Below are 16,083 nucleotides of genomic sequence, written 5' to 3'. Positions count from 1 at the left end.
GAAATCAAAATATTCTCCTGTATCCATTGTACATAGCTTTAGTTTTCCTTTGGAATTAATAGACACACTGTTAATAAGCGCTCCGCAAGCTTCTTCTTGGTATCTATCCTCACTAATAATTCTAATAAAACCGGGGTATTTCTTATTTATTTTCTGATAGATGTCAACAAAATCAAAGAATTTTTCTTCAGTTGAGAAGAACAAAGATTCTTCCATTTGCTTATTACCGGCGCGTCCCATGCTTACAACAGTAGAAGCAGCAAATGCAGTTGCTCCATGCTCATAGGACCAATCTGCAATATCTTCTAATTCATCGATGTTCTTTTGCGTCACAATTGTAACTACCCTAACCGCCACTCCTATTGACACCAGTAATTGAATATTTTTTTTGACAAACTTCAATTTATTCCTAGAACCTGTAAACCAGTCATAATAGGCTTCATCCAAACTGTGTAGGTCAATTTGCACAAAAACTTGTTTTTTATGTTTTTCTAATACTGCTATTAGTTTCTTTGATAAAGAAATTCCGTTTGTCAGCAGGATAATTGAATGAATCCCACTAGAAACGGCAATTTCAATTGCTTCTGAAATATACCTATATGTAGACGGATCTCCGCCTGTTAGTTCAACAGTCAAAACACCAGCCTTTACTAATCCCTTAAACAATGGTTCTAATTGATCCAAAGGAATCTCCGACTTGGCACACTCTCCAAAAAAACCATAACAATGCTTGCATTTTATATTGCAATTTGAAGTTAACTCAATTGAAACTACAGTAGGATACATCCCTTTGTAGTCAAGTAACTTAACATGATTATCAGATGGCTCGTTACTTGTTTTCATTTCGAATCCATAAGAAGTCTTTAAAGATAACATTAACGCACGAATATTACTCTTTACCTTCGCTGGATTTTCATTATATTTATTACAAAAATAGCTAACTATAGCTTCATAAGTATTTTCTCCGCTAAATTTCAATAAGATTTCAGCGGCAATAGCATTTATCTTGAATGAGGCGCCCTTGTTGGTTTTTTTCTGCCAGTCAGCATCCGTTGTTTGCAAAAAGTAATTTTTTTCTAATTCATTATCATACTCATAAATAATAATTTCTGGTTCAATAAATACGTATTCCACTCTATCACAACCTTCATTTATAATATTTATAGCTACTAAATTGATTTCTTTTTGATGAAAATGTAACAAGACTGGTCAAGAAAATGTTCAACAAGCCTTGTTACAATGTTATGACATGCTAAATATTTAACCCTGATACTGTACTTGCTGCTGATACGAGTGATATTAATGCAACAACACATGATCCACACGCAATACAAGCAGCGCAACCCCAACAAGTTATCGAAGCTGGTTGAATCGTTGGTGTATCCATAGCACTCCCTCCTTTCCTGAACCTATATCTATATAAAAAACCATTTCATGGTTTTCTATAGCTCTTAAAAGATAAGTAGATAGAAATAAAAATAATAACGCTCGCTATCAAAATAACCAATGACCAAAACTCAAATTTCGATAGATTTATCTTTGTCGCATATGATAGGTAATCAATTCCGAAATAATTGGCTATCATCGCTACCACACCAGGTAACCCAGCAAATGCAAAGACAAAGTAACGACAACTATTGGCGCCAAATCTATATGCAATAGGAATCACTAATAAACAGAAACAAATTGAAAATATACCTGCTATTAAAGCATACAAACTTATATACTTAATATTAAATTGAATAAAGGATGAGGCTGCAACACCAACTACAAAAACACTCAACATCGAACAAACACTTAATGCAAGGGCAAATAGGTATTTAGCAAGTACAAGTTGTTTGATGGTTAACGGAAATGAAAGTGTGGTCACTATCCAATTGCAACTTTCATCTTTTCCCAAACCCGTTAAAACAAAGGTTCCCCAATATAAACCCATTAATATTGAAAAAATCGGCAAAAAGAATGTTGGATTAGCCAATCCGCTGAGTGTTGGTAAAATCATTAGAATTAAATAGAAAAAATTAAATTCCTTCTTTAACTGCAAAAAATCTTTTACCATTAATCCTTTCATCTGTCCTACCTGCCTCTCTATAAAAGACTTATTCTAAACAATATTCGATGATTTCTCACACATCTAGATGTGTATAAGAGACAGCATCTGTCCTACCTGCCTCTCTATAAAAGACTTATTCTAAACAATATTCGATGATTTCTCTAATTGTGATACTACTATTTTTTTTATTAGCTGATATATAAAGTGATTTCTCACTGCCATTGTCAAATACAATTTGATCCTTATTACTAAATTCGTGTTGAATTTGATATTTTGTTTCCATGTTACGAATTGTTTCGTCTAAAACAATCTCCCCCTCTCTAATTATCGAAACAGAATCAGCTATGTCTTTTAAATCTTCGATAATATGGGTGGAAAATAGAATTGTCGTTCCATGAGATTCGTTCATTGTTTTCAAAAAAAAGAGGATTTCCTTTCTCGAAATAGGATCTAAACTTGAAGTGATCTCATCTAAAATCAACAGATTTGGTCTGTGAGCCAGAGCAGTGACTAAATTGAGTTTGACTTTCATTCCAGTTGAAAACGTAGTGAACGTCTTTTTAGTCGGAATAGCCAATTGATTTAGTAAAGAAAAATAAAATTGACTATCCCATTTTTGATAAATGTTTTTCATAATTTTATCGATTTCTATAGCATGAAAATCTGGATTAAAAAGTGGCACATCACCAAAGGAAAATCCTATATTATTTTTTACAGAGGATGCATTATTTGAAGAGCCACCAATTTGAATGCTCCCTTGATCTAATTTAATTTGATCCAAAATGGCTTTTAAGAGGGTTGTCTTCCCAGCTCCATTCTTACCAACTAATGCTTTTACTGAGCCTTTCTTTAACTGAAAGACATCAATTTTCAAAGTAAATCCAGCATACTCCTTTATGGCATTCTTTATATCTAAAAACGTCATTGTGCATTCCTCCTAAAAATTTATGAGCGTATCCACCTGCCTAGCCCTGCCATTAATAGAAATAATCCTAAAAAAATCACAAAATAGTGAATGCTGTAGAGCTTTTTGTCCTTACTAAATTTAAAGGCTATTCCAAGTCCAATAAGAGCACCACCAGCTGTTAATAAGGCCCACAATATAAATCACCTCACTAGTTTTCTTTCAATAGAAAATAGTCAATCTTTCGTGTCATTAACGACCTGAAAATTTAATTACTTTATCTTAGCAAATTCATAATTTCATGCTTTATAAATGTTATAAATGACTATGTTAAAGTCATAAAAGACTTTATGTAATGTATCTTGTCAAAAAAAAAAGAAGCTGAAAACAGCTTCTCTTACTCATAATTTTGTTTTGTATTTCTCGTCGTTTGCGGCACTCCAGCCAAATTGGTACGTTAGGGCAAAGGCTAATATGAAGGTGATCACGGAAGCAATAACGGTGGCATAAAACCCTTGATCTAATCCAGTTTCTGGATTGATCAACGACGGGACACCCAGTACGCCGGTTGCTAAACTATACAATTTCCCACCAAATAGTGAAGTGATCAAGCCACCTATTGCTGCACTGATACTGCCAATCAAAAAAGGTCTTTTCGCAGGAACGTTGATACCGAATAAGGCAGGCTCGGTGATACCGAAAAGTCCTGATACACCAGCTCCTAATGTCACAGCCTTGATATTTTTGATTTTCGTTTTTGCTGCAATTGCAAATACTGCACCCGTTTGGCCCATTGCGGCTACAAAGAAGACGACAGCGCCAAAGTAACTAAACCCAAGTGTGGCAAACTCGGTAGCAAAAATTGGCATAAATGCTTTACTGATGCCTAGAAATACTAATAATTGCCAAGTTCCTCCAACTAACGTTCCCGTCAAGATGGGACTTACCTCATAAAGGAAATTGATAAGGTTTGTCACACCATCCATTGCATAAGTCAAAACTGGGCCTAGTACCATGAAAGTGATTGGTACAACCACGATTAAGGTCAACATTGGTACAAAAATCATTTTCAGTAAGTCTGGGATCACTTTCCGCAGTTGCTTTTCCACGATGGCTGCAAACCAAGCAGCCACAATAATTGGAAAAACGGTGCTGCTATAATCACGGATCAATAATGGCAATTGAGCAAAGGTCAACTCCAGCCCCTCTGTAACCGCTGTCAAAACATTGGGATACAAAAGTGCTGCTGCAATCGCCATTGAAATAAAGGGCTTGCCGCCAAACTTGGTTGCAGCTGTATAAGCAAGGAAGAATGGCATAAAGAAAAAGATCCCTTTGCCCATCGCGTCAATTACTAAATAAGTGCCGCTTGTCGTATCTACGACATTTAAGAAAACCAATAATGCCAATATCCCCTGAAGGGTTCCGCAGGCACCAAGAACGCCGATAAATGGAATGAAGATGGCAGAAGCAATGTCCGAGATAGTGTCAATGATCCCCATTTTCTCAGGCGGATTCTCCTCATCTAACACTTCATCAACGGCTCCTTGTGTTTTAGCACCAAGAAGTTTTTCAGCTTCACTATAGTATTCAGTCACCTTATTTCCCATAATGACTTGTAGCTCTCCACCTCGGTCATATAACCCCATCACAGCAGAAATCTCATTGAGCTTCTCATCATTCACTTTGGAACGATCTTTTAGCTTGAAGCGCAGTCTTGTAAAACAATGGGTAACAGAATTGATATTTTCTTGCGAACCAACCAGTTGAATAATTTTTTCTGTTGTTTCTCGTTTATCCATTATGAGTATCTCCCTTTTATCAAAAATTAGTTTATTTTTCCGATTTCCTCACCAACAACTACTTCCTTTGCTTTAATTTCATCAAATACGGCCTCGGTCTGCCGATTTGTGTAGACGACGATGATCGTCTTTGGTTTTTCTAACCTATCAAGCATATTTAGATCTACATGGGCGATTTTATGTTTCGGAGAAACTTTGTCGCCCACTTGTACGAATACTTGAAAAGGTTTCCCTGCCAATTCTACTGTGTCGATCCCAATATGGACTAAAACCTCATCTCCGCTTTTCGTTACCAAACCAATCGCATGTTTGGTTGGAAAAACAGTAGTGACTTTTCCATAAATCGGAGCATAAATATCACCATCAGACGGTTCAATACCATAACCATCGCCTAACATTTTGCTAGAAAACACAGGATCACTGATCTGGGTAATATTGATCAAACGTCCATTACTTGGTGCGTAAAATGGTGCACCTTTATCATTTTTAAAAAGATTGAACATCATTGCTTATCCTTTCTGTTTGGAAAGTACGAGATACGCAGTCCCCAAAACCCCAGCGGTGTTTCCTAAATTTGCGAGAGTAAGGCGTTCTTTGTTTCTTGCTTTTGGAAAAACAAATCGTTCACAGCTAAGCCGCACGTGGTCTAACAATACCTGCCCAGCAGCTGCGATCCCGCCACCTAAAATGATTTTATCTGGGTCCAGCGTATTGGTGATGTGTGCGCAGGCTAGACCGATATAATAAGAAAACTCAGTCACGACATGGACTGCGAATACATCTTGTTCCTTTGCCGCATCAAATATTTCTTTGACACTCACTTGCTGATGACTACGGACTTTCTCCTTTAAGGAACTTTCTTCCTTGAATGTCTCGGCTAATTTCTTCATCAGGTGGACTAACCCTGTTGCACTTGCGATCGATTCAAGACAACCTTGGTTGCCACAAGTACATTGAAACTCTTCATCATCCGTCACATGAAGATGCCCGATTTCGCCGGCACAGCCGTGCCTTCCGACGACTAATTCATGATTGACGATCATTCCGCCACCAACACCCGTTCCTAATGTAAGAAACACTACATTTGCCTGATCTTCACCAGAGCCTTTCCATTTTTCTCCTAGTGCCGCTGCATTGGCATCATTTTCCAAGAAAAACGGACAAGCAAATGCTTGGGCAAACTGCTCATTTATTGGTTCGGTATGATGCCAATGTAAATTATATGCACCTGACACCGTACCATTGCTCCGATCGACAGCCCCTGGGCTGCCCATACCGATTCACAAAATGCGCGCCATCGCGATTTGCTGCTCCACTATTGTTTGTTTGATCGAAGCGATGATCGTTGGAATAATTTGTTTCCCATTTTGTTCCGTGTTCGTTTCGATCGTCCACTGATGAAGTAGTTCGCCGTTCGTTTTTATAATGGCTGATTTAGTCGTTGTTCCACCTAAATCAATACCAATAATCAAATCTTTCATGCTCTCTTCCTTTTCTTCTTGATTTCATTCATTAAAGGTTTGCAGCCGTAGTTTATTTTCTTTGTATTCAATGATCGTAATACTGGAATTACCAATCTCTTGAAAAACATTTGTCTTGGGACTAATGCTTCGCACGAGATGGCGAATGACATTCCCATGAGTGACGATTAAACAATTACGGTCAATTCCCTCACAACTGTTCGCCAAGATTTCTTCTAATGCTTTTTCTAAGCGCTCGTTAAATTCAGCAGCAGATTCAGCATCATGGTAAGGGTCTAAGGCTTTCATCGTATCGGCGATTTCGGCAAGAGACAGTTTGCCAAAGACCTCTTTTAATTCAATTCCGTGTTTTTCAGCAACTTTAGGATAAACTTCTTCTCCCAACACCGCTTCAAAGGAACCAAAGAAGGTTTCTCTCAACTCTTTTATTGCTTGGATCTTTACCGAAGTACTCGTTGTATTTTGGGCTAAAATCAACTTTGCCGTCTGAAGGGTACGACCTAAGTCACTAGTATAAACGTTGTGAAAAGGGACTTCTTTCAAGCGTTCACCTGTTCGACTTGCACTTTGTTCTCCTTCTGGTGTTAACGGCGTGTCTGACCACCCTTGCATTTTTTTGTATTTATTTAAATAAGTTTGTCCATGACGTACAAAATACATCTTCATTTTTTATCCTGCTTTCAGTCTTTCACGCTGAAGGGAAATAAGTGGATCATTATTCCCCTTGCGTTCGATTTGATTATAGCTAACACGATGACATTCCCAAAATCTCTTTTTCCATTTTGATATGTCGCTTCAACATATCATACCCACTGATATACGCTTCATTTTCGAATTCTGACATAATGTAACCTTCAAAATCAGATTCTTGAATGACGGGTAAGATTTCTTCATAAGGGATACTGGCTTCCTTATTATTTTCAAACATCCAATGATACTTCGCATGAAATTCAAAGGTATAAGGAATGATCGCTTTTAACCCTTCTTTATCCCATTCTTTACGAAATTGCACGAAACCATACATTCCTTGAACTGCTGGAAAAATCGCTGGTGAGGCGTGTAGTTCCTTCATTTTAGTCATTACGCTTTCTAAAGGCTCATCAGCATAGCGCATCTCAGCAGCGATCTGCAAGTGTTCTTCAGAAGCCCCAGCCTTGATGGCTTTATCCCAATGCGGTTTGTTTGGTTTGGTAGCGAAACAACCAAAATCGGGAATAAAGCCAATATGCTTAGAGCCGGTTCTCTTAACGACGGCTAAGTTTTCTTGAATATAAGGGGTGGATGGTGTTTCAGGATTATGGATCTCAATGCCGACTTTCACATCGTATAACTCCGCATAAGGTGCCAGTTTTTCTAATACTGATGGTGGAATCACAAATTGTGCTCGCAGAACCCTACAGCCCAGTTTATGAGCGCTTTGAATATCCGTAATGGCAGCTTTTAATAGTTCATCTTCCGTTAAATTCCGATCATGGCGCATACCCAAATCATTGCTGGCAGAATAGCAAATCGGACCAATCCCATATTTTTCTTTGCAGTCATTGACTAATCCCAAAAACGCATCGCTGACGTATGGGTATGAGGGGATCATCTGTGCTGCAACGATTTCGTAACCTTCTGCGCCACATTCGGCGGCTTTTTTTACACATTCTTCGAATGAATACGTGCCATTGGCATATTCCATCGTAAACGTGAATAGTGTTGCCCCTAATTTGATTTTACTCATGATTTGCCTCCTTTTAGTCGATCAACTCGATCGTTTTTTCTTGTCCGCTATCCAAGGGCATGAATTGATGTCCAGGACCGATCTGCATGTAAGGAACCCTCAGCATCAACTCTACTTTGATCGTATGCTTCCCTGCTGGTAACCCGCCTTGCTTGATCACTTTGACCTGTGCAGGCGAGGTCAACTGCCAGAATTCAGTCACACAATCTTTTAATTCGGTCGGAGCAAACTCTTTCCCATTGATACAAAAACGCAAATCTTGTGGCAAGATTGGTTCGTCATCGACCGTAACCTCAAAACGATCGATGGTCGATAAGAAGTGGCCGCGATAATAGCCTAGCCTTATGTCAAACTGATAGCCGACTTTTTCTCCATTGGCATACCTATTTTTTAATGATCCGTCCGTGATAACATCAACGAATCGCATTTTCATTGCAAAAGCCATGACGCTTCTCCTCCTTTAGTTGATGGTAATTTCTTTTCCTTCTTCTGCTGATCGATAAATGGCATCTAAAATCTGTGTGACCACAAATGCTTGTTCTGGTTTCACTAAAGGTTCTTTGTCTTCTCCCACAGCATCAAGCCATTGCTTGACCTCTAATACTTCTGGCGCATTGCTGCCACCTTCAAAATATGCAATGTTTCCAGCAGCGCTGAGGGATTCTTCGGTAAGTAAGCCGTTTTTGGCTTGATTGAAAATCAACTCATTGGTTTTGAAGCTCATACCGGCGTTGATCTGAGCACCTGCTTTCGTTCCACAAAGAGTGGTCGCTGCTTCTTTCGACTCTAAAATATTCAACGCCCAAGAGGATTCTAAAAAGATCGTGGCACCATTTTTCATCTTGATAAAGCCGAATGCTGAATCTTCTACTTCAAAACTTTCCGTGTCCCAAGGCCCAAACATATTGCCAGCGTCTGCTCCCGGTAAAGAACCTAACTTATGGAAGACCGAGCCATTAACGGAAACTGGTTCATAGTTATCCATCATCCATAAAGTGATGTCCAATGCATGCGTCCCGATATCGATCAATGGTCCGCCACCTTGTTGTGATTTATCAGGAAAGACCCCCCAAGTTGGAACCGCTTTACGGCGCAGAGCATGGGCTTTGGCAAAATAAATTTCTCCAAGCTCTCCTTTACTTGTGCTCTCGTGTAACGAACGGACTTCTTCTCTAAAACGATTTTGGTAACCGATGGTAAATTTCTTCCCCGATTTCTTCCAAGCTGCCATCATTTTTTCAGCTGCTTCTGTGTTATGGGCCATTGGTTTTTCACATAAAACATGTTTGCCTGCTTCAAATGCAGCTACTGTAATTGGACTATGACTCACGTTTGGTGTACAAACATGAACGATATCGATTGCAGGATCTGCTAGTAGATCATGATAATCTTGATAGTAATTTGCTCCGACAACGCCGTATTTTTCACAGGCGGTTTTCGCCCGCTCCACTTGAATGTCACAAAAAGCAACTAGTTCTGCTTTGTCTTGTTGCTGGCTTAGTGCAGGAAAATGCTTTTGATTGGCGATACCGCCACAGCCGATAATACCGATTTTTAATTTTTTCATTTTTTTCTACTCCTTCTTAGATCACATAATTCCGCAAATAGTGGGTACTTAATGTGACAGATTTTTTTACATCTTCTTCATTTTTTTCAAATGCTTTGTCTTCGATCTCAATACATGTATAGCCGTCATAACCGATATCCGTTAATGCAGACACGTATTTTCCCCAATCAACATCTCCTAAGCCAGGTAACTTAGGCGCCATGAACGTTAACGGAGGTGCCATGACCCCTACTTCAGCAAGTTTGTCTGGATAAAGTTTGATGTCTTTGTAATGAACATGAAAGATTTTCTCTTTAAACTCTGTCAGCGGCTTCAAGTAATCGATTTGCTGCCAGACAAAATGAGAAGGATCATAGTTCAATCCAATAAAGTCACTATCCAATAGTTCAAAAACCTCCCGCCAAATGTTCGGCGTAGTCATTAAGTTTTGTCCGCCTGGCCATTCATCCTCAGTAAAATACATCGGGCAATTTTCGATGGCGATCCGTACACCTTTTTCCTCGGCATATTTGATGATCGGCGGCCAAACGATTGCCACTTCTTTTAGATTTTCTGCAACCGATTTGCTTGGCATCCGACCAATAAATGTGGTCACTAGGTTGACATTCAGTAAACTGGCTGCATCGATAACAGTATATAAGTGTTCGATGATGGTTTTTCTTTTCACTAAATCCTCATCTAATGGATTGGGATAATACGCTAATGCCGAGATCTCAACACCTTTTTCATGGCAGATCGCCAAGAGTGCTGCCGCTTTTTCGGCAGTCAAATGCTGCGTGTCAATATGAGAAACGCCAGCATAGCGTCTTTCTGCTTTTCCTTGCGGCCAACAAGCAACTTCCACGCACTCTAAGCCGTTTTCTGCAACAATAGCGATCATTTCCTCAAATGTTTGTTGGGCAAAAATGGCACTTACTACACCTAATTTCATGATTTTCCTCCTTCTTATTTGTTCAAAGAGCAACGGATTGATTGGTTTCACTGGATTGAACAGCGGCTTCCATGATTCTTAGAACTTCCCGTACTTCAGCGATTTTGATCAATGGTTCTTCTTTTCCTTCAATCGCAGCAACTACATTTTGATAAAAGTCTGTCCATTCAGTCACTACTTCTGGCAAGGGCTCTTCATACAACACACCGGCTGGTTGCGGAGCAAATTGACGGGTCGGTCCAGCCACTGTTTCAGCAATCTGAGCAGGCAATTTATCTAGTAGTTCACTCGTTCTGGCGATCCCTCCGTCACAAGCGAAAGAATTGATGTAGGCAGTTCCACGATTCCCTGCTGCTAACCAGCGAGGTTGATACTTCAAAAGATAGGTGGCAAGTTCAATATGGTAAGTAATGCCATTGTCAAACTTCAATGTTAAATTGAAGTAATCATCGACCTCGTCATTGATGATGCTTTTGATATCCGCAAAAATCGTGATTGGCTTTGCACCTTTCATCATTTGCATCGCTTGATCGATCAAATGAACGCCCCAATCGTACATCATGCCTCCACCGTACTTTTTGTAGAGATGCCATTCATGGATTCGACCATTGGCAGTATGGAGACGAGACTCGATCGTAAACACTTCGCCCAGCTGGTTTTCGTCCACCAGTTTTTTTATTATGCGAAAATCTCGATCCCAACGACGGTTTTGATGTACCGTGAAAAATACATGATTCTCCTTCACAGCAGCAATCATCTCGTCAAACTCCTTAACAGTTAAGGCTGCTGGTTTTTCATCAATGATATTCAAACCTGCTTTGGCGGCTTTGATCGTCATTTCTTTATGCAGATGGTTTGGTACGGTGAGAAGAACCGTATTGATAGCCGCATTTTCAAACATTTCCTCAGCTGAAAAATAGACATCGTATTTACTATCAGAAATATCTTTTAGTTTTTTAGGATCGATATCGCAAATTGCCACAATCTCGACACCTGCTACTCGTGGGGCATTTTTCTCATGCCATTTCCCCATACCGCCGTATCCGACGATTCCTAATCTGATCGTCATTTCTTTTCCCTCCCTTTCATTTACACTTTAATTTTAGCGATTCCAAAACAAAGTAACCGCTTTCTATTTGACCTACTCTCATTTCTTTTTTACCATCACGAGTCCAGCACAAAAAAGCGAGGTAAAAAAGTAATGATTACTTTTTTACCTCGCTACTTCACTATCAATAGGGGTTAGGGCAATATAGATGAACTCATTTGCAGCCAACGTTTGCCTAAGATTAAGCTTTCCTTCAACGTCGGTCATTGCTTGCTGGAATTTTATATCTGGATCAGCTTTCAGTTTTAAGTATTCTAGGTCTTTTTTTCTTAACGAATGGCGATACCCGAGATCTCGCCAACCAGAAATCACATTGCCGCTATTATGATTGACCCGAAACAATTTTATCTCGTAGAGTTGCTGAGGCGCTAACTGAAAAGAAAGCGCAATTGCTTGGCACTTGTCTTCATCGAAAAAGGTATCAATTTCCTCAATGTGTATCTTGTTCTCCTCCGTTAAATAATAAGTAACATTAGGTGCTTGATAATTGTACAAGATCAGGCTGACTTCTCGTTCTTCTTCGTTTTTACTGGCAATTATGCCCGGTAGGTTGATAATCAGTTCTTGATTTAAAAAGTTCATAAAGCGAAGGGCATGAAAGGCTGGTTTCGGAATTGATCCCTTTGCCAATAATCCAGCCCCCCCATGCAAGATTGCTCGTGAATCGATAAACTCGCTGAAAATATCAGAACCAACCCAATAAGCAATACCATCTACCAACTCCACAATAGCCGCCAAATTTTTTATCAAGTAACTTCCTTTGAACAAACTATCATTGATTGCATTCCGATTGGAGATCGTGTTGTTCCACTCTGTGATGTAAAGTTCCTTTTGACGATAACTGGATTGATTCAATGTTTCTCTAAGCGCATTAATGACTTCTGGCAAATAATTTTCTGTTGCTATTCGTTTCGCATTTCGCTCGCCGCCTGTATCTACTTGATAAGGATAAATCAAATAAGATAAGAAGTCGAAGGCCACCTCGTTGGCTTCAAATAGCTTTAAATCTCTTTGGTAATCATAAGCCGAACTGACTTGCACCATCGCTCCTGGTCCACCGATTTTTATCGTGTCGCTATACTGTTTGATCAGCTCATATGTCTTTTTGTAGTGAGTGATCAATTCTTCAAGTCCATCGGTTCCTTGATAGTGCTCAAAGCTGAATTCAAACATCCACGTGCGGATACAGCTTAAGCCATAACGATTGCGGATATGCCGCATAAATTGCCTCAACAGATCAAACCATTCCTCACTGTTTAACCGAAATTTGAAGTCTTCATTTTCATAGACGAGGTGTTCACGAGTGGAGCTATGCAAGCGTCGAATCTTATACCGTAACTCAATAAAAGGGCGTAGGTTTTCTTTGACTAAGAAATCTAACACGCTATCGATTTTTTCAAAGTTATATGCCGTAGTAATCGTAGGATCGATATTCATCCCTTTCGTAAATAAATTCCAAAAGCGAATATAGGACAAATCGAGTTCTTTTTTCAGGCGGTTAACATGGTTACGCAAATCAGATTGCAGCAAATCTTCCGCGCTGCCAATATTCATGATCTGTTTCCATGGGTAGCTGTTTGATGTTCCTTTTGCATCAAAGACAATCTCCTGATATTTTGTCAATTGCTCTTCTTTGCCATCGGTGGGCAGCTGCTGCAAAAAATGCTGAGACGAATCACTGGGCTCGTTAGGAAGCTGCTGGGAAAACTGCTTGCGATAGTCACGGGGGGTATAGCCGTATCTTTCCTTAAACTTCCGATTAAAACCGTTGATATTGACAAATCCTGTCTGATCGGCAATCACTGAAATTTGTTCAGAAGAAGAACGAATTGCCGCTGCCGCTTTTTCAAGCCTTAAATTTGTTAAATACTCAGTAAAGTTGATTCCCACCTGCTTTTTAAAGAAACGCGAGAAGTAGGCTGACGATACATTGAAATACGCAGCGATTTCATCTAGCGTGATAATTTTGGTCATATTCGTTTCTAGATAGTGAAGGATCTCATTCATTCGCGTGTCAGTCGCCTTATTTAGCGGTTGATAGATAAGAGCAGTTTTACTGAGGTGATCTAAAAAGTTGGCAGACAATGCGAGCAAATGAAAGTCCAAGTTTCCTCCGCTTTCTTTTAAATAGCTAGCAATTTGCAATGAAGATTCATTGATTTTTTCTTGTTGAGAATAAGGTTGAACTTTTTCTGTTTTAAACGTGTAGCGGGTCATGTCTAAAACACTATTCAGCAAGGACGTTGACACAAAATAAAGCAACACATAGGTCTCATTTGTCGTACTCTTAAGAGAAACGTTTGTATTCGCTTTCATAAAGAACAAGTCTTTTGCCGCTAATGTTGCCTTTTTATCGGTAAATTGCAGCTGGAGTTTGCCTTTTAAAAGATGAATAACGAGGTTTTGATTCTCTGAGAACACTTGCTGAAATTCTCCAGTAAAAATCCTCAATCCGCTAGTAGAGGAATCTTTCCCAAATATGTGAAGCATTTCCTTCCCTCCTTTTGCCCAAATAAGGCAGGTTTAAATATCCTTACTATACCATTAATGTCAAGCAGGAAAACCTAATTTTCAAATAATTGTGATTCCCTCCTATCTGAGTTCTGTTTCGGCTGCGAAAAAAAACTTGACCCATAGAGTCAAGTCGCACTTATGAATATCTCCAGCTGTTTGGTTAAAATCAATACTTGATTTTCTAATACACTGATTCGGTTATTTGCACGTTTTAATTCAGCCATTACCTGCAGTAACTCTTCAGATTGTTGTGCCTGCTTATTTTTTTTGCGTGAATAAAGATCAGTAACGCCCGATTGTTCATACATTTCTACCAATATAGCGACTTTACTGTCTTCAACATCTACTTGTGTCGATGTATAGATTGATCCATTTGCTCCTGTACGAACTTGTTCCAATGTTTTCATCCATTCAAAGGCTTTCGGTCCTACTATATATCCATAATCAGCTTTGACAATCATTTCTTCATCTTTTAACCAACCATAAAAATTTTTTTGACTTAACCCATATGTCGTTTTAATTTCATGTAATTTCATCTCGTTCCCTCCCATTCAGTCACCTGCTTATAGCGTTCATACTTACATTTGGCATATCTTCTGATAAGAATGAAACCGCTAATAACGCTTCTATTTTATCATATATAACCAAAAACAATGAATTTTTTCTATAAAAAAGAAGATAAAAGGCGATATACATTCGGATTGCTTTCTTGTCCTCACTACTCCCATTTCAAATCCAACAGCTCCAGCATTTCATGGTAGGCGGTTTCGATCCGCTGGCGCTTTTCTTCAGGGACATTTTTGGCATATTGCCCATCTGGCAGATAATCTTCGGCAAGGTAGACTTGAAAATCAAAGGCCTGCAAGACGCCGTATTCTGGATCATAATAGGTACGATCAGGGATCGGTTCTTTGGAGACCCAAGTCGGATGCATGGCAATCTTGCTTAAATAGGTCCGCTGCCCTTCTTTGGAGATTTCAACTTCTGGGATGACGCCTCGTTCGGTCCAATAGTTGTTATTGACGGTTTCATAACGTTGATTCGACAATAAGTTTCCCATTGAATAAATGATAAATTTCTTTTCACCGTCCTTTTCGATGATTTCGGTTGGTTCTGCTACATGCGGATGGCCACCGAAGATAATATCAGCACCAAAATCGATCATCTTCCGATAAACAGTTTGTTGTTCTTCCGTTGGTTCTAAAGAATACTCGACACCAGACTGAGGCATCACGATGGTGATATCCGCCAAGCTTTCCGCTTCTTTGATCTCTGCTTCCACTTTATCTAACGACAAGTCTTTCAAATAGGTGTCATACTCTGCTTGAGTTAAGCTTTCTTCAAGGCCATTGAAGCCATAGGCATAGGCCAAGAGAGCAACTTTAATCCCGTTGACTTCTTTGACCAGGATTCCGCTATTGTCGACCGTGACACCAATCGTTGCCAAGCCTTGGTCGTGAAAAGCAGCCGCCGTTGTTTTGATTCCTTCGATCCCTGTATCTAAAATATGGTTATGGGCAAGATCAATCACATCAAAGCCCGCGTCTTTGATACTGGCAACAGCATCGATAGGGGCGTTGAATAAGGGAAAACCGCCAAGCGGTTTATTAGGATTGATGGTTCCTTCAAAATCACCTAAAGCAAGGTCCGCCGATGCAATCAGCGGTTTGACTTGCTCAAAATCATTGTCAAAATCATAACGCTTCCCATCGTAAGCGCTTAAATAAACAGGTGTATGATAAAGCATATCGCCACTAGCTGTCACTGTGATGGTTTTTACTGCTGGCTTTGTTTCGGTAGAACTACTCGTTTCTTGCATTGGCTTTGTTGCCTTTGTCGTTTCTGCTGTATGACGCTGTTCGGGGATGCTTGTCACTTGAATCACTAGATAAATCACTCCAAGTATGATTGCCAGCAACGCTGTACTTAACCCCACAATGATCCGCTGGTGTTTCTGACGCTCCCGTCTTCGTTGTTGTCTCATGCCCTCACCCTTT

At 39.6% G+C, this 16,083-nt stretch carries 16 protein-coding genes; all 16 read right to left on the bottom strand.

The features are described 5' to 3' along the window. The coding region (locus tag A5867_RS04560; RefSeq protein WP_170927494.1) for a radical SAM protein at positions 1-1,134 on the bottom strand (1,134 nt) is incomplete at its 3' end. A gap of 298 nt (positions 1,135-1,432) precedes the next feature. Then, positions 1,433-2,071, bottom strand: coding sequence for an ABC-2 transporter permease (locus A5867_RS04555; RefSeq protein WP_087626965.1), 639 nt, complete (start codon positions 2,069-2,071; stop codon positions 1,433-1,435). 115 nt (positions 2,072-2,186) lie between these two features. After that, on the bottom strand, positions 2,187-2,978 hold the full coding sequence (locus A5867_RS04550; RefSeq protein WP_087626964.1) for an ABC transporter ATP-binding protein: 792 nt from the start codon (positions 2,976-2,978) through the stop codon (positions 2,187-2,189). 380 nt (positions 2,979-3,358) lie between these two features. Continuing rightward, positions 3,359-4,759, bottom strand: a complete 1,401-nt coding sequence (locus tag A5867_RS04545; RefSeq protein ID WP_015509079.1) for a PTS transporter subunit EIIC — start codon at positions 4,757-4,759, stop codon at positions 3,359-3,361. Positions 4,760-4,785: 26 nt separating this feature from the next. Next, positions 4,786-5,262 carry a PTS glucose transporter subunit IIA gene (locus A5867_RS04540; protein WP_074934489.1) on the bottom strand — a complete coding sequence of 159 codons (477 nt, stop codon included), beginning with the start codon at positions 5,260-5,262 and terminating at the stop codon, positions 4,786-4,788. Positions 5,263-5,268: 6 nt separating this feature from the next. Continuing rightward, positions 5,269-6,033, bottom strand: a complete 765-nt coding sequence (locus tag A5867_RS04535; RefSeq protein WP_283160465.1) for an ROK family glucokinase — start codon at positions 6,031-6,033, stop codon at positions 5,269-5,271. A 6-nt stretch (positions 6,034-6,039) separates the two neighbouring features. Further along, on the bottom strand, positions 6,040-6,240 hold the full coding sequence (locus A5867_RS18145; RefSeq protein ID WP_249270012.1) for a hypothetical protein: 201 nt from the start codon (positions 6,238-6,240) through the stop codon (positions 6,040-6,042). Positions 6,241-6,264: 24 nt separating this feature from the next. Continuing rightward, positions 6,265-6,906 carry a histidine phosphatase family protein gene (locus A5867_RS04530; protein ID WP_087626963.1) on the bottom strand — a complete coding sequence of 214 codons (642 nt, stop codon included), beginning with the start codon at positions 6,904-6,906 and terminating at the stop codon, positions 6,265-6,267. Positions 6,907-6,985: 79 nt separating this feature from the next. Beyond that, the gene (locus A5867_RS04525; protein WP_015509075.1) at positions 6,986-7,966 is read right to left on the bottom strand and encodes a TIM barrel protein; all 981 of its coding nucleotides are present in this window, start codon (positions 7,964-7,966) and stop codon (positions 6,986-6,988) included. Between the two features lie 13 nt (positions 7,967-7,979). Beyond that, a complete protein-coding gene (locus tag A5867_RS04520; protein WP_087626962.1) occupies positions 7,980-8,411 on the bottom strand; it encodes a DUF6379 domain-containing protein in 432 nt (143 codons plus the stop codon). A 15-nt stretch (positions 8,412-8,426) separates the two neighbouring features. Then, a complete protein-coding gene (locus A5867_RS04515; protein WP_087626961.1) occupies positions 8,427-9,533 on the bottom strand; it encodes a Gfo/Idh/MocA family oxidoreductase in 1,107 nt (368 codons plus the stop codon). A gap of 16 nt (positions 9,534-9,549) precedes the next feature. Beyond that, positions 9,550-10,464 (bottom strand): sugar phosphate isomerase/epimerase, encoded by a 915-nt coding sequence (locus A5867_RS04510; RefSeq protein WP_015509072.1) that lies wholly within the window; start codon positions 10,462-10,464, stop codon positions 9,550-9,552. A 22-nt stretch (positions 10,465-10,486) separates the two neighbouring features. Then, positions 10,487-11,533 carry a Gfo/Idh/MocA family oxidoreductase gene (locus A5867_RS04505; protein WP_087626960.1) on the bottom strand — a complete coding sequence of 349 codons (1,047 nt, stop codon included), beginning with the start codon at positions 11,531-11,533 and terminating at the stop codon, positions 10,487-10,489. 144 nt (positions 11,534-11,677) lie between these two features. Further along, positions 11,678-14,062, bottom strand: a complete 2,385-nt coding sequence (locus tag A5867_RS04500; RefSeq protein WP_087626959.1) for a helix-turn-helix domain-containing protein — start codon at positions 14,060-14,062, stop codon at positions 11,678-11,680. A gap of 149 nt (positions 14,063-14,211) precedes the next feature. Then, positions 14,212-14,622, bottom strand: coding sequence for a hypothetical protein (locus A5867_RS04495; protein ID WP_074934482.1), 411 nt, complete (start codon positions 14,620-14,622; stop codon positions 14,212-14,214). A gap of 182 nt (positions 14,623-14,804) precedes the next feature. After that, positions 14,805-16,070: a CapA family protein gene (locus tag A5867_RS04490; protein ID WP_087626958.1), complete on the bottom strand. Its 1,266-nt coding sequence runs from the start codon at positions 16,068-16,070 to the stop codon at positions 14,805-14,807. Positions 16,071-16,083: the final 13 nt, after the last annotated feature.

The sequence above is a fragment of the Enterococcus sp. 6D12_DIV0197 genome (assembly GCF_002174385.1).
GTDB lineage: Bacteria > Bacillota > Bacilli > Lactobacillales > Enterococcaceae > Enterococcus_D > Enterococcus_D casseliflavus.
Note: the sequence above shows the minus strand (reverse complement) of the source record. Positions and strands in the feature narration are given on the sequence as shown.

Bases quoted from the DNA above. Each gene is read 5' to 3' on its own strand.
- A5867_RS04555 (WP_087626965.1), bottom strand. From the start codon at position 2,071: ATGAAAGGATTAATGGTAAAAGATTTTTTGCAGTTAAAGAAGGAATTT.
- A5867_RS04550 (WP_087626964.1), bottom strand. From the start codon at position 2,978: ATGACGTTTTTAGATATAAAGAATGCCATAAAGGAGTATGCTGGATTT.
- A5867_RS04545 (WP_015509079.1), bottom strand. From the start codon at position 4,759: ATGGATAAACGAGAAACAACAGAAAAAATTATTCAACTGGTTGGTTCG.
- A5867_RS04540 (WP_074934489.1), bottom strand. From the start codon at position 5,262: ATGTTCAATCTTTTTAAAAATGATAAAGGTGCACCATTTTACGCACCA.
- A5867_RS04535 (WP_283160465.1), bottom strand. From the start codon at position 6,033: ATGGGCAGCCCAGGGGCTGTCGATCGGAGCAATGGTACGGTGTCAGGT.
- A5867_RS18145 (WP_249270012.1), bottom strand. From the start codon at position 6,240: ATGAAAGATTTGATTATTGGTATTGATTTAGGTGGAACAACGACTAAA.
- A5867_RS04530 (WP_087626963.1), bottom strand. From the start codon at position 6,906: ATGAAGATGTATTTTGTACGTCATGGACAAACTTATTTAAATAAATAC.
- A5867_RS04525 (WP_015509075.1), bottom strand. From the start codon at position 7,966: ATGAGTAAAATCAAATTAGGGGCAACACTATTCACGTTTACGATGGAA.
- A5867_RS04520 (WP_087626962.1), bottom strand. From the start codon at position 8,411: ATGGCTTTTGCAATGAAAATGCGATTCGTTGATGTTATCACGGACGGA.
- A5867_RS04515 (WP_087626961.1), bottom strand. From the start codon at position 9,533: ATGAAAAAATTAAAAATCGGTATTATCGGCTGTGGCGGTATCGCCAAT.
- A5867_RS04510 (WP_015509072.1), bottom strand. From the start codon at position 10,464: ATGAAATTAGGTGTAGTAAGTGCCATTTTTGCCCAACAAACATTTGAG.
- A5867_RS04505 (WP_087626960.1), bottom strand. From the start codon at position 11,533: ATGACGATCAGATTAGGAATCGTCGGATACGGCGGTATGGGGAAATGG.
- A5867_RS04500 (WP_087626959.1), bottom strand. From the start codon at position 14,062: ATGCTTCACATATTTGGGAAAGATTCCTCTACTAGCGGATTGAGGATT.
- A5867_RS04495 (WP_074934482.1), bottom strand. From the start codon at position 14,622: ATGAAATTACATGAAATTAAAACGACATATGGGTTAAGTCAAAAAAAT.
- A5867_RS04490 (WP_087626958.1), bottom strand. From the start codon at position 16,070: ATGAGACAACAACGAAGACGGGAGCGTCAGAAACACCAGCGGATCATT.